The organism is Microcoleus sp. Pol12A5 (assembly GCF_036701435.1).
Taxonomy (GTDB): Bacteria; Cyanobacteriota; Cyanobacteriia; order Cyanobacteriales; family Microcoleaceae; genus Microcoleus.
In genome coordinates, this window is sequence record NZ_JAUBQU010000004.1 from 88,769 (window position 1) to 102,085 (window position 13,317).

Annotated in this window: 11 protein-coding genes; 7 read left to right on the forward strand and 4 right to left on the reverse strand. The window is 45.4% G+C overall.

What is annotated here, in order from left to right; translation table 11 throughout:
- Positions 1 to 17 precede the first annotated feature (17 nt).
- From QUA45_RS02060 to QUA45_RS02080, 5 genes are read left to right on the forward strand one after another with little or no spacing between them, the layout of a single operon-like run.
- Positions 18 to 704, forward strand: a complete 687-nt coding sequence (locus QUA45_RS02060) for a sugar transferase (protein ID WP_333096334.1) — start codon at positions 18 to 20, stop codon at positions 702 to 704.
- Positions 705 to 717: 13 nt separating this feature from the next.
- Positions 718 to 1,818: a DegT/DnrJ/EryC1/StrS aminotransferase family protein gene (locus QUA45_RS02065; RefSeq protein WP_333096333.1), complete on the forward strand. Its 1,101-nt coding sequence runs from the start codon at positions 718 to 720 to the stop codon at positions 1,816 to 1,818.
- Between the two features lie 17 nt (positions 1,819 to 1,835).
- Positions 1,836 to 2,708, forward strand: a complete 873-nt coding sequence (locus QUA45_RS02070) for a phytanoyl-CoA dioxygenase family protein (protein WP_333096332.1) — start codon at positions 1,836 to 1,838, stop codon at positions 2,706 to 2,708.
- 5 nt (positions 2,709 to 2,713) lie between these two features.
- Positions 2,714 to 3,790, forward strand: coding sequence for a GNAT family N-acetyltransferase (locus QUA45_RS02075; protein ID WP_333096330.1), 1,077 nt, complete (start codon positions 2,714 to 2,716; stop codon positions 3,788 to 3,790).
- A 36-nt stretch (positions 3,791 to 3,826) separates the two neighbouring features.
- Positions 3,827 to 4,954 (forward strand): aminotransferase class I/II-fold pyridoxal phosphate-dependent enzyme, encoded by a 1,128-nt coding sequence (locus QUA45_RS02080; RefSeq protein WP_333096328.1) that lies wholly within the window; start codon positions 3,827 to 3,829, stop codon positions 4,952 to 4,954.
- A 138-nt stretch (positions 4,955 to 5,092) separates the two neighbouring features.
- On the opposite strand, the gene QUA45_RS02085 is transcribed toward QUA45_RS02080, so the two are convergent.
- Complete coding sequence (locus tag QUA45_RS02085; protein WP_333219153.1) at positions 5,093 to 6,415, reverse strand: HEAT repeat domain-containing protein; 1,323 nt, start codon at positions 6,413 to 6,415, stop codon at positions 5,093 to 5,095.
- Between the two features lie 208 nt (positions 6,416 to 6,623).
- Here QUA45_RS02085 and QUA45_RS02090 point away from each other — a divergent pair, with 208 nt between their 5' ends.
- Positions 6,624 to 7,493 (forward strand): lipid kinase, encoded by an 870-nt coding sequence (locus QUA45_RS02090; RefSeq protein WP_333096325.1) that lies wholly within the window; start codon positions 6,624 to 6,626, stop codon positions 7,491 to 7,493.
- Between the two features lie 90 nt (positions 7,494 to 7,583).
- Here the strand turns inward: QUA45_RS02090 and QUA45_RS02095 are convergent, their stop codons facing one another.
- From QUA45_RS02095 to hemW, 3 genes are all read right to left on the reverse strand, one after another.
- Positions 7,584 to 9,149 (reverse strand): FAD-dependent oxidoreductase, encoded by a 1,566-nt coding sequence (locus tag QUA45_RS02095; protein WP_333219155.1) that lies wholly within the window; start codon positions 9,147 to 9,149, stop codon positions 7,584 to 7,586.
- 194 nt (positions 9,150 to 9,343) lie between these two features.
- Positions 9,344 to 9,616 carry a DUF1830 domain-containing protein gene (locus QUA45_RS02100; protein WP_190661072.1) on the reverse strand — a complete coding sequence of 91 codons (273 nt, stop codon included), beginning with the start codon at positions 9,614 to 9,616 and terminating at the stop codon, positions 9,344 to 9,346.
- Between the two features lie 603 nt (positions 9,617 to 10,219).
- Positions 10,220 to 11,587 (reverse strand): radical SAM family heme chaperone HemW, encoded by a 1,368-nt coding sequence (gene hemW, locus QUA45_RS02105; RefSeq protein ID WP_333219157.1) that lies wholly within the window; start codon positions 11,585 to 11,587, stop codon positions 10,220 to 10,222.
- A 375-nt stretch (positions 11,588 to 11,962) separates the two neighbouring features.
- Between hemW and QUA45_RS02110 the strand changes: the two genes are divergently transcribed.
- Positions 11,963 to 13,042, forward strand: coding sequence for a PIN/TRAM domain-containing protein (locus QUA45_RS02110; protein WP_333096317.1), 1,080 nt, complete (start codon positions 11,963 to 11,965; stop codon positions 13,040 to 13,042).
- Positions 13,043 to 13,317: the final 275 nt, after the last annotated feature.

The following is a 13,317-nucleotide window of genomic DNA, read 5'->3' on the forward strand; positions in this document are numbered from 1 at the left end:
TTTTGGGGTGCAGAATCATGAGTATTTACGAATTACTACCGAGCAAGTCAAACTCACAAATATCGCAACTTAATCAACGAGTAAATCCCAAAAAAGTCAGTCAATTGGTTAAGTGGGTATTAGATAGATTATGTGCAGCGATCGCCCTTTTGCTTTTCTCTCCGGTAATATTAATAGTTGCGATCGCCATTTACATCCGCATGGGTGGGCCCATCTTTTTCTGCCAACCCCGTCCCGGTAAAAACGGCCGGGTTTTCAATTTCTACAAGTTTCGCACTATGACAAGCGATTGCGACGCTGATGGCAATTTGCTGCCCGACGAACAGCGTCTCATACCCCTGGGTCAATTTCTTCGCAAAACAAGTCTGGACGAACTCCCTCAACTATTGAACGTCCTCAAAGGCGACATGAGCTTTGTTGGGCCTCGCCCCTTATTAGTACGATATCTAGAACGCTACAGTCCCGAACAAGCGCGCCGCCACGATGTTATGCCCGGAATCACCGGTTGGGCCCAGGTAAATGGTCGCCGACTTCTAGATGGAAATTGGCCGGAGAAATTCAGGCTGGATGTTTGGTATGTCGATAATTGGAGCCTGTCATTAGATTTAAAAATACTTTTCCTAACAGTCTGGAAAGTCTTGGGGCAAAAAGAAATTAGTCAAGAAGGCCACGCTACGGGTGAAGAGTTTAAAGGTAATGAATGAGGTATTACAATCAATGATAGCAAGATGGGAAGTCGGTTCAGAATTTCATTGGTCGGATGATGCCTTGACACCATCATCATCATCGGAAAAATTATTCCCCGAAAACTACGAACTATTTTCCACAGCTACGGGCATTCTATTGGCTGTTGAGCGTTTTTTGAAAGGATCTCGCGAAGGTCGATTAAGGCTGCATTTACCGACATATTACTGCATGGAAGTTGCAGCAAAAATCAGTAAAGTTTTCGAGCTGTGTTGGTATCGCGATTTGCCCACAGAACGAGTTCCAGATTTTAATTCCCTTCGCCCCTTACCGGGTGATTTAGTATTGGCAGTTAATTTGTTTGGGGTGAAAGAAGGAAAACCTTGGCAAGATTGGCAGACTCAAAATCAAGATATTATCTTAATTGAAGACCACAGCCACGATCCTTTCTCGCTTTGGGCGCAGCAAACTACCGCTCATTATGCAATGGCATCGCTGCGTAAAACACTGCCGATTCCAGACGGAGCGATGATTTGGTCGGGGCAAAAAATGGAACTGCCTCGACCTTCTAAACCCGAATCACCGGCAGCCGCCCAAAAACTCACGGCTATGCTGCTAAAGCGAACGTATTTAATGGGTGCGGATATTTCCAAAGATAGCTATCGAATCCTGCAAATGGAAGGAGAGGAGCATCTAATCAATGATGGCGATCGGTCTATTTCCGCCCTCACAAACAATGTACTCTTAAGTTTAAAGATTTCCGAAATGAGGCAACAGCGGGCAACCAACGTCAAAGATTTTTTAGATCTGCTATTAAAAAATCAACAGGAAAGTTACCAACCTCTATTTACAAATTGGTCTTCCGGTTCGGTTCCCTTTAATAGCATCTTAATCTGTAAGAATCATCAAATTAGGGAAGAACTGCGCCGATTTTTGATAAGTAAAAACATTTTCGCTCCCGTTCATTGGCCTCAACCGCCAGACCAATTGTCGGGTAAAGATCCGAAGGCATTCGATTTATCTAACCGCCTGCTGACTGTTCCCGCAGATCATCGTTATTCCTACAACGATATTACCCAAGTAGCAGCAAAATTTGCTGAATTTTGCCAACTGCAACCAAGCGCTAGTTATTAGTCAGGAGTAAATCAAGAATGGAGACTTTTTCCCAACATCTTACCGCAGAACAGATAGCTCTTTTACCCACAGAAGAAGATGTTGCTTTTTACGAAGAACACGGCTGGTACATCTCTAAAAAAGTCATCCCCGATGAAATGATTGAAGAGGGAATTCTTGGCTGCGAAAAGTTCTACCGGGGAGAACGAGATGCGGTACTTCCCCTCAGTGGCGGATACTGCAACTGGAAGCCGGAAGATGGGGACGTTACGCGCAATAACGAATTCATTTCCTTGCAAAGCAAGCTGCTGCGAAAATTTGCCCTTCAGCCAATTATTGGCGCGATCGCCGCACGACTCGCCAGAACCAAACAAATTCGCATTCTAGACGATCAAATCATCTGTAAACCACCCAAAAGCACCAAAACCACAATCGGCTGGCACGTCGATCGCGCTTACTGGTCTACCTGTACCTCCGACAACTTACTTACCGCTTGGATACCTTTCCAAGACTGCGATGAGTCTCTGGGGCCGATCGCCGTTTTCGACGGTAGCCACAAGTGGCCCGGGCTCGGAAATATGCGCTCCTTCAACAACCCAAACCTTGAAGAAATTGAAGATAAATTTCACCGAGAAGGACGAAAAATCGTTAAATTGCCAATGATATTAAAGAAAGGTCAAATCAGCTTTCATCACTGTTGGACAATTCACGGCAGCTACCCCAACACCAGCAATGTCTTCCGCTTGGCCATGGCAATCCACCTACAGGACGAAGCCAACCAATATCGTTCTTTTTGGAACCAAAAAGGAGAAGAAGTTCACATCCCTAACGAACTTTTGTGCCGTAAATTGCCCAACGGCGCTCCTGATTTCAGCGATCCGGCAATATTTCCCATTGTGTGGTCGGAGTAAGACAAATGAACGTTCAAATTATTGATTTATTAAACCCATTGTGGCGGGAAACCTTGCAAAAAGTACGCCACGATATCTACCATTTGCCTGAGTATGTGTTGGCCGAAGCAAAAAGAACCAAGACAACTCCTGAAGCTTTTTTGATGGTTGATGGCGAAAAGATTTTTTTCCTGCCTTATTTGCTGCGTCAATGCGATGATATACTTCCCACAAAATCAACCGCACGGGGAATTTTTGATGCGGTTTCGCCCTACGGGTATCCCGGAATTTTATTAAGTGAGGCAGCAGCTAGCACGCCGGGGTTTCCAGATTCGGCGATCGATGAGTTGAAGCGAACATTCAGGAGCAAGAATATATGTTCCGCTTTTTTTCGGCTTCATCCCATCCTCAACGACAACATAAATCAAATATTTAAACCCGGTACAGTCACTGAGAATGGCATCACGGTATCCGTTGACTTAAAACTTTCTGCAGCTCAAATTAAATCGCGTACTAGAAAAGGTCATAAAAGTACAATTAATAAGTGCAAACGATTGGGTTTGACGACAAGGATAGTCCCTTATTTAGAATATATCAATGAATTCATGGCAATTTATGAAGAGACTATGGGGCGCGTTGAAGCAAGTCAATCTTATTATTTTGGACGCAGTTATTTTGAAGATTTATCAAAATTAGGCGATGGCATTCATTTATGCCTTGTAGAAAAGGAAGATCAAATTGCCAGTGCTTGCTTGTTTCTGGAATGCGGAGGCATAGTTCAGGCTCACCTCGGGGGAAGCAAAACCGAGTTTTTGAGCGAGTCTCCTTTTAGTTTAGTATTTGATTACGGCAGATACTGGTCTCAAGAACGAGGCAATGAGTTTTTTCACATGGGAGGTGGTGTGGGAGGATCAAATCAAGATAGTCTCTATATATTCAAGTCTGGGTTTTCTCAACAAAGGCATCTTTTTTTTACAATGCGTCTGATTACAGATGAAGAAAAATATTATCATTTGGTAAAATTGCGGGCAAGCGCTTTGGAGACGGATTCTGCAACACTGCTCAATTCAGGGTTTTTTCCTGCCTATCGTGCTTTACCATAACAGCAAGCTCGTAGTAAATAAGCCTGGTTAGAAGTCATGCTCAAACAAATTCTCCTCTCAACACCTCACATGGGTTCACTGGAACAGGAGTTCGTCAAAGAAGCCTTTGATACCAACTGGATCGCCCCCGTTGGCCCCCATGTAGACGCTTTCGAGCAAGAATTCTGCCAAGTAGTTGGCGCTAAACACGCAGCGGCTGTTAGTTCCGGTACGGCAGCTTTGCATTTGGCTTTACAATTAATTGGCGTCGCTTCGGGAGATGAGGTTTTTTGCTCGACTCTGACTTTTATTGCGACTGCTAGCCCGATTACTTATCTTGGCGCTAAACCAGTTTTTATTGATAGCGATCGCACTTCTTGGAATCTGAACCCCGATTTGTTCCGAGAAGCGCTGGACAAACGAGCAAAAATTGGTAAATTACCCAAAGCTGTTGTTATCGTACACCTCTACGGTCAAAGTTGCGATATCGACCCAATTCTGGAAGCTTGCAATGCTTATGAAATTCCGCTCATAGAAGATGCGGCAGAATCTCTAGGGGCTAGCTACAAAAATAGATCGCCTGGAAGCTTTGGTAAAATAGGCATTTTCTCATTCAACGGCAATAAAATTATCACCACTTCCGGCGGCGGAATGTTAGTTTCCGATGACCAAAAACTGGTAGAAAAAGCTCGTTTTTTGGCAACACAAGCCCGCGACCCCGCTCCTCATTACCAACATTCAGAAATTGGCTACAATTATCGTCTCAGCAATGTTTTGGCGGGAATTGGTCGCGGTCAATTACGGGTTTTGGAGGAGCGAGTTCAAGCGAGACGGGGCAATTTTGACTTTTACAAACAAGCTTTAGGAAACTTGCCGGGAATTGAATTTATGCCGGAAGCTGCTTTTGGAAAAGCTACTCGCTGGCTGACTTGTTTGACGATCGATCCGGCAGCTTTCGGTGCAGATAGAGAACAAGTTCGCCTAGCGCTTGCTCAAGAGAAAATAGAAGCGCGTCCGGTTTGGAAACCTTTACACTTACAACCAGTATTTGCTGATTGCGAATGTATGGGCGGTGCGGTGGCTCAAGAGTTATTTGAGTACGGGCTTTGCTTGCCTTCTGGCTCTAATTTAACTGATGAAGATTTAGAGCGGGTGATAAGTGCGATAGCCCAAATTCACAAATAAAATCGATGATATAGCCGAAGGAAGTTCGGCAACGGATTTTGTAACTGATGTAACGGAGACAGGAAGAAGAAAGATGCGATCGCTATTAGATCCCCGACTTCTCCAAGAAGTTGGGGATTTGGGTATTCTGTCTTTTGATTAATTTTCTTGCCATTCTTGCAGGGCGATCGCAATTCCTTGTTTCAATCTTGGTTCGAGAGTCTCTTGTTTCACTAAGTTTTCTAATTTCTGCCTGGCCTCGGCAGCACCTAGCTGTTTGAGCGCTGCCATGCAGTGCAGCCTGACGCTGCTGTCTGCGTCGCCCAACATTGAAATCAGAGCTTCTAGCCCTCTGATATCTCCTAATTTTCCTAAACCTAAAGCTAAAGATTTTTTGCTAACTGCCTCCTGCAGTGCCGGATGACCTGTTTTTAACAAATCAATCAGAATTTCAGCAGCAATAGCTTTTAATTCCGGCTTTTCTACTCGCCCTAAAACAGTGACTATCTCTTGATAAACAGTAGAATTTATGCTAGTAAATGGCGCCCTTAAAGTCTGATGCAAATATGCTAAAGCGGTTGCAGTTTCCATCCAGCTTAGGGCGCGCACAGTTTCGATTTGCAATTCAACCGGAGTTATTGGCGATCGCAGCAATTCAAATAAAGCAGCCGCTGCAGCATCGGTTTTCACTCGCCCGATTGCAATCGCCGCTTGCTGACAAACTTCTAATCGGATGTCCGAAAGTAAAGGTTTGAGCAAGTTAACTAAATCTAATTCTGCGTCTAAATAGGCGCGCGCGCCAAGAGCTCGCACGGCTTCTTTTCTGACTGCTGTCGCAGTATCTTTGAGTGCTGCTACCAGCACCGGCGGGATGCGGGAGTCGTGAAAGTTGCTCAGGGCCTCGATTGCGGCTGCCCGCACCGCAACTTGAGAGTCTGCGACTACGCTCAACAGCGGCGGGATGGTTTCGGTGCGCCGAATTTGGGCGAGTGCCGCTGTGGCCAACTGTCGCGAGTCTTCTTGCTGCAAGAGAGTGGCGAGGGATTCTATGGCTGTCGGACCAAAATTCCCTAGGGTTTCGGCGGCGATTTGGCTCAATTCTTCGTCGGAATTTTTGACCAATTCTACTAAAGCTTGAATCACCTCCGGGCGATTCCCTACGGGATAGCTTTGCTTCACGAACTTTCCGAGAATGCGGGCGGCGAACCACCGGGGTTCCGTGTCTGCGTCTTCGTCTTCGAGTACGGCAATTAAAGGTGCGATCGCGCCATTTCCCAAATTTGGCAATACTTTAGCAATTTCCCAGCGGTCTTGAAAATCGCCCGATTTTAAGGCTTTTATTGCTAAACTGACAGCTTGCTCTAAAATGTGTTGTTCCTGCGGCTTGCTACCGTCGGCTGTCACTTGCTGCAAGCATTCAACTAACAAGGGCCAGTTTTGGCGATCGGCAGCGACTTGCGCTTCTTCAAAAAAATTAGACATAATTTTAGTTTTACTTCTTTAAGGAGCTAGCGGAGAACGCAAGATACTTTTTAGCAATCTTTTGTTACAATTATCCATTTTTTGACATATTTGTCAATCGAGCATAATTGGTAAAATCGCAATCAAGCATTAATGTGAGCCGCTTAACCCATCAAGCTATAATTTTGGTAATTAAAAACACTCAATATTCCCCATTAAAAATCAACAAATGAACAAAGCTCTACTTTTAGTAAACCAGCACTCCAGAAAAGGACAAAAGCTATTATCTCAAGCCACTGTAGAATTAGAAGCACTGGGTTTTGAGCTAATTGTAGAATCTACGGATCACGCCCGCGAACTTCCCGACACAATTCGCCGCTACCAAAATCGAGTTGAATTAGTAATAATTGGCGGTGGCGACGGCACTCTCAACGCTGCCATAGAAGGTTTGACAGACACCAAGTTACCCTTGGGTATTTTGCCGATGGGAACTGCTAACGACCTAGCCCGCACTCTGGGAATTCCTACAGATTTACCCGCAGCTTGTCAAGTAATCGCCAGCGGTAAAGTTCGGCTCATAGACTTGGGTTGGGTGAACGGCCAGCATTTTTTTAATGTGGCAAGTTTGGGATTGAGCGTGGAAATTACCCAGCGGCTGACTAAAGACGTAAAGCAGCGCTGGGGAGTTTTAGCTTATGCTTTTACTGCTTTGCAAACAATTTTGTCAGCGCGACCGTTCCGAGCAGAAATTAAAGTAAAAAACCAATCTTTTAATGTAAAAACTATTCAAATTGCCATTGGTAACGGCCGCTACTACGGCGGTGGCATGACCGTTGCCGAAGATGCCACAATCGACGACAAGCGACTAGATTTATACAGTTTGGAAATAAAAAAATGGTGGGAAATCATTGCTTTGCTGCCAGCTATGAGGCAAGGAAATCATACAAGTTGGCCTAACGTTCGCGCCTTGCACGCTCAAGAATTTGAGGTTAATACTAGCAAACGCCGTCCGATTAATACCGACGGTGAAATCACAACTCACACACCTGCAAAATTCCGAGTAATTCCCCAAGCTTTAGCAGTTATAGCTCCTTCATAACTCATAATTAATATATCAGTTAACTGGTTCCCAGGCTCTAGCATGGTAACGAGTAATTTTATTGTGTAACAGGCCGGAGAGGCTGTTCACTTAATAATCGCCTCCAGCGCCATATTGCCATGCTTCAACTAATCGGTGCAAATAGTATTGCTGCTGCGGTGCTAATTTTTTTACCTGCGGTTCTACTGCTTTCCCCAAAGGATACAATCCCGTATAAATTCCTAAATTTAAGTAATGAACCATCCAATCCAGCAAATTAGCTATTCCCACCTGCGGGATAATTCTCATAACTAATCCGGGATGGCTAACTGCTGTTTTAAACAGGGTTTGTGACAAAGCCGGAAACAGCACGATATCTTGAAGAAACGGTTTGAGTACGGGTTCTCCCAACTCTTCCATTACCTGAAACACGGCAGCCAAAAGTTGATTGATTTGATGGGGGTCTATTCTTTGATTCATCGCAGCACTCATCGAACGCTGAAACAACCAGGTAACTGATAGATTCGGCTGATAGGGTTGCAAAAGTGCGAGGGAATTTTTGTCGAGACTGTCGCTTGTCAAAGCTTCCTCAATTCCTAGAGTCAAGCGTTTGAGGTGCCGTACCATTGCGCCGAAACCGCCGAAGCTGAGGGGAGATTGGCTACCACTGCTATCTCCGACTGGGAGTATGCGATTCCAAGGCATTTTTAGAGGACTTTGGCGATAGCAGGGGAAGATTCCGTAAAGTGCTCTTTGGAATTTTAACTGTTCGAGTTCGACGTTTTGATATTGGGGAAGCAAGCGCAAATACTCTTCAAATAATGTTTCTAAACTGAATCTTTCTGTGTCGGCGTCTATGTATGTAAATAAGTAGGTTGTGCGGCCGTCTCTGGCTGGAAATGCTTCCCAAAAATATTGGCACTGATTTTGCATTGGGGTGAAGGATGCAAATATATCTCCAGTGTCGTTTTTGGGGTATCCTCGAGCGCAACTGCCGACTACTAAACATATGGCGTCTGGTTTTTTGCCTTGTCTTGCTTGGCGCACAATAGGCGAAAAATGGCCCATTGCGTCTAATAATAATCGGGTTTTAAATAAATTTGTAGCAGGTTGTGTATCGGTATTTGCAGATTCTACCAAGACTCCATCCGGGTGAATGGTTGCTGTTTTAAATGGTGTATTTTCAAATAGCTTTCCTCCAGCTTGGAGGAATCGCTGCTTGAGGGTTTCTAGGAGGTACACTGGGTCGATTCCGATGTTGAGTACGTCCCGCACCCAGATGTCGGGGGTGTTTGCAAAGCTGATTCTGGCTGGGTTGTATTCGGTGGCTATGGCTTTTTCTATCTCTTCAACAGATAGCAAATTGAGTTCTAAGAATGCGTCTAATTCTTTGCGAGAAATGTTCCATTCTTGATCGCGGCCTCGCAGGGTGCCGCGTTCGAGCAGGGCTACTCGCCAACCCCGCACGGCTAAGGCTGTACCGATTAATATTCCTAGGGTTCCGCCCCCGATAACTATGTCGAAGTCGAGGGTTTCGAGGGGGTGTTGGCTGTGTTTGATTACTTGAGGTGCTGGTGCGGTGTTTTGTTTGAGGTTTTCCCAGAGTCGATCGACTTTTCTCAGGCCTCCGAGGGCGTCTCCTGGCAGTTGGGAGAGGATTTGTTCGGTGAGGGGCATTGGGTTTTAGTATTAAACAGTGGTGGATTTTTTATAATTTAGCTTAGATTAACATTTGCGACAGTTTCAGTGCTGAGGCATCGGTGGCGAGAATCACGGAGTTTTTATTATCATACAAATAATCACACAGAGAAACCCGGTTTCTGAAAAAAACCGGGTTTCTACCTCTCGTTGGTAAGTCTGAGGAATTATCTTCAATCAGCCGTGCTTAATTCTTCAACTCGCAGCCGATCGCACAAAATTCGCTCGCACACTATAACACCCGTATCCGCACTCCTGCAAACTTCTAACTGAGCTTCCGGCAGCGCTTCAAACAAAAAACGTTCCCCCGGAAACACTGTCCTCTCAAAATACCAATTAGGAATATTTGTAATGCGAGCGATTTGCACTTTGCTAGTATTATTTAGATACCAACACAAAATGCGCGTATGACCTTCGGAAATTACCTGATTTAGTGTCAAATTCATCTTTTTAACTTGTTTGTGCAATTGTGCGATCGAGTGGCGAAAGGCCTAAGCTTATTATAGCAGATTCCCAGTTAAAACAGAATTTTTTATACGTTTTTTTTACATTCTTTGGGTTAATTAATAAATTTCTCCGGGGAAACATCAGGGCCTTCCCCCTATTCCCAAGAAGGTGCAAAAGCCGGCATTGCTAAAGTGCAAGATTTCCATCCTCCCCTAACAGGTGCGTTCAACAATTGACAGTGACCAACTGAACCTCTTGCCTGTTGGTAGTGACCACAAAAATTACACTTGGAAGTCGGATTGCACCCGCGCTCGCTAATTACAAGGCAGGGCTGGTTTTGGGTTTGGTTGCGGTCGATAGTTAAAGTGTTCATTAAATTACTACTTTTTAAATGTTCAGTCTTAAGTATGACGGCTGAAGTGCAGTCCTGGCGTCTATCTCAAGGCTTAGTTCGCCTTTAAGTTTTGTTTAGGGATCGATATAAAATATATTATTTTTGAGATTATCAAGCTAGGGAGCAATTGAATTTTCTTTCGGGCGCATTGGCGGCCCCGGCTTTAGGGCCGATCGCGCTTGCTGGAGATATACTTCCTCAGACAGAGCTAATTATTGTCGCCTAACTTGCTGAACAAATCCGATAAAATGGTATTAGAAAATAAAAAACCTTCGGGATCGCTCAACCTCAAATTCCCCGAAAGTGGCAGTTTGCCGCCGTCGCCTAAAGTTGCGTGAAGCGAAGCTATGCCGTAGGGAATCGCCCCCTCCTCCGTCATAATTTCCACCCATCCTTGCCGCCAGTAGGGCTGCAAACAACGCCAAATTTTATCAACCGTTTGCTGAGTAAACTTTTGAGTCAGCGCCGACAGGCTAACTCCTTCTGCTAAACGCAAACCTAGCATCAGCGTTTCTAACAAAACGTCATTTTCTGAAAATTGAAAATTTTGCTCAACTGCTGAGTAAATTTCCTGCTGGGTTTCCCCCCTAATTTGAGGAGTAGCAGGGGAATTGAGGCTAGAAATCGATCGCACCCACTGATAATATTCTTGAGTTTTGCGAGGCCTGGTCAACCTCCGGCCTTCCACGTAACTCGCCGCCCCCATGCCCAAGCCGTAATAAGGGCGATTTTCCCAATAAACGCGGTTGTGGTGGCACTGATAGCCATCGCGAGCGTAATTAGAAATTTCGTAATGTTCGTAGCCAGCCCCCGTCAGAATTTCCCTTGCTAAACGGTACATTTGAGCAGCGGTGTCATCTGCAGGCAGTGGCTGTGCGCCTGCTTCAAAGTAGCGCCCGAAAGCAGTTCCCTGCTCAACAATTAAGTCGTAACTCGACAGATGAGTCGGGCTAATTTCCACCGCCGATTTCAGGGAAGCTTCCCACTGTTCTAAAGTTTGGTGCGGCAGTCCCGAAATCAGGTCTAAACTGAAATTGACAATACCAGCTGATCGCACTATTTCTACTGCTTCAAAAATTTCTGCTACCGAGTGCGATCGTCCGCAAGCTTGCAGCAATTCATCCTGAAAAGCTTGCACTCCCAAACTAACTCGATTTACTCCCGCCGCTGCATATCCCCGCAACTGTTCTAAAGTAAACGTACCCGGGTCTATTTCTATAGAAATTTCCGCCCCAGCAGCAATCCCAAATTTGCCGTCGAGAGTCTCCAAAATATTGCTCAACTGACTCACTGAAAGCAGCGAAGGCGTGCCACCACCAAAAAAAACTGTTTTCAGGGATGCGCCTAAATTTTTTGTTTCTTGAATTTCTTGACAGAGTACGGCAACGTATTGCACAATTGTGCCGGAATTATCGCCATTTTTGCGATCGCCCACCACAAAAACCGGAAAATCGCAGTAGTAACAGCGGCGCCGACAAAAAGGTATGTGCAGGTAAGCCGAAGTGGGAATGCTGGGATTTGTCGCTGGCACACTTTTTTTTAATTCAAATGTTAAATAATCAGTGATAGGGTTCATTACTTTTCAAGCCAAAAGCGCAACTTCAAATCTAAAGTTTTAATTAAACAATCATGAATAATTATGTATATTATGACATTTGCTTACCAAAAAAGCGCTGCGAACGATCGGCTCTTGTAATTTAACCTCGTACCAGTTTCGCTCCGTCACAATTCCCGAACAGCCCGCAGGGCGGTTTATTCACACCTCGTGCCTGCTTTCGGCCCGGCATGGTAAATGCCGATATGCTCGATCGCACATCCCTCAGAGGGTACAACCCCGAAATATAAGTTTATGAGAATCCTTGAGTAGATATAGCCAGATCCGACCACAGCATGAAAACAAGTATCAGCACTGGAAAGATATAATAGGAATAAATTCATTAACCTAGAACTAATGCTAGACGCAATCATAATAATCTCATTCATAATCGCAGGCGGAGGCATCGGCTATTACGGAGTCGAACTCCTGCCGAGCAATCTGCTGCTGCAAGTTACAAATATACAAGGTTTAAGTTCTGTACTAGGTTCCTTTGGAGCATTAATCGGCTTCGTGATGGGATTAGTGGCTCAAACAACCTACCGCCGGCTGGAAAAACAAGTTCGCGATATGCCAGTGGAGATGTTACTGACGCGGGCGATCGGCTTAATCATCGGACTTCTAGTAGCGAACTTAATGCTGGCTCCGCTATTCCTGCTGCCAATTCCCCGCGAGTTCGGCTTCATCAAACCTCTAGTCGCCGTCTTGGGTAGCGTCATGTTCGGCTTCACAGGCGTCAGTTTGACCGACACCCACGGCCGTGCTTTCTTGCGGCTGATCAACCCCAAAAGCTTAGACACGGTGTTGGTAGCGGAAGGGACTTTCAAACCAGCCTCTGCCAAAGTGGTCGATACTAGCTGCATTATTGACGGCCGGATTGAAAACCTGTTAGAAACAGGTTTCCTCGAAGGTCAAATTATTATCCCGCAATTCGTTCTCCAAGAACTGCAACTGGTAGCTGATTCAGCCAACGATCAAAAGCGAGTGCGCGGGCGCCGCGGCTTAGATGTACTCAACCGCATCAAAGAAACATATCCAGAACGGATTCAAATTCACTCGGCTGACTACGAAGATCTTGCCACAGTCGATGCAAAATTAGTTCGGTTCGCCTTGGATATCGACGGCATTTTGCTCACCAACGATTACAACTTATCGAAAGTAGCTACTGTCCAAAAACTGCCGGTTTTGAATATTAATGATTTGACTCATGCGGTGCGCCCCACTTATTTGCCGGGAGATACGATCGAACTAAAAATCCGCAAAGAAGGCAAAGAACCCTCTCAGGGAATCGGTTACTTGGATGACGGAACAATGGTTGTCGTAGAAGCAGGAAGCAGCTATGTAGGCGGCGAAGCCAGAGTCGTAGTCACCAGCGCCCTGCAAACAAGCGCCGGCCGCATGATATTCGCCCGCCCTCAAGAGTCCGTTATTGTTTGAAACAGAGTAACAATGGCCAGGGCAATCAGAATCAAATATTGCGATCGCTGTTCCCAATCTGCCCCGACTCTCTACCGTGCCCGGTATGACGAGTCGGGGCAGTGGTTTTTTTTGTGTCTTAAATGTTGGGAATCGGTAAGTAAAAACAATCCTTTTTACTTCTACGGTGGCACTTGGAAAGCCAGCAAGAAAAAATAGCCATTACCAGCTTCTTCTTCTTCTTTTCTCTTTCTTCGCGTCCTAGCGCTTATGCGCGGCTTCGCTTAACGCGTCTT

What these genes read in the sequence shown, in the direction of transcription:
- QUA45_RS02060 (WP_333096334.1), top strand. Translation starts at nt 18, where the DNA reads ATGAGTATTTACGAATTACTACCGAGCAAGTCAAACTCACAAATATCG.
- QUA45_RS02065 (WP_333096333.1), top strand. Translation starts at nt 718, where the DNA reads ATGATAGCAAGATGGGAAGTCGGTTCAGAATTTCATTGGTCGGATGAT.
- QUA45_RS02070 (WP_333096332.1), top strand. Translation starts at nt 1,836, where the DNA reads ATGGAGACTTTTTCCCAACATCTTACCGCAGAACAGATAGCTCTTTTA.
- QUA45_RS02075 (WP_333096330.1), top strand. Translation starts at nt 2,714, where the DNA reads ATGAACGTTCAAATTATTGATTTATTAAACCCATTGTGGCGGGAAACC.
- QUA45_RS02080 (WP_333096328.1), top strand. Translation starts at nt 3,827, where the DNA reads ATGCTCAAACAAATTCTCCTCTCAACACCTCACATGGGTTCACTGGAA.
- QUA45_RS02085 (WP_333219153.1), bottom strand. Translation starts at nt 6,415, where the DNA reads ATGTCTAATTTTTTTGAAGAAGCGCAAGTCGCTGCCGATCGCCAAAAC.
- QUA45_RS02090 (WP_333096325.1), top strand. Translation starts at nt 6,624, where the DNA reads ATGAACAAAGCTCTACTTTTAGTAAACCAGCACTCCAGAAAAGGACAA.
- QUA45_RS02095 (WP_333219155.1), bottom strand. Translation starts at nt 9,149, where the DNA reads ATGCCCCTCACCGAACAAATCCTCTCCCAACTGCCAGGAGACGCCCTC.
- QUA45_RS02100 (WP_190661072.1), bottom strand. Translation starts at nt 9,616, where the DNA reads ATGAATTTGACACTAAATCAGGTAATTTCCGAAGGTCATACGCGCATT.
- hemW (WP_333219157.1), bottom strand. Translation starts at nt 11,587, where the DNA reads ATGAACCCTATCACTGATTATTTAACATTTGAATTAAAAAAAAGTGTG.
- QUA45_RS02110 (WP_333096317.1), top strand. Translation starts at nt 11,963, where the DNA reads ATGCTAGACGCAATCATAATAATCTCATTCATAATCGCAGGCGGAGGC.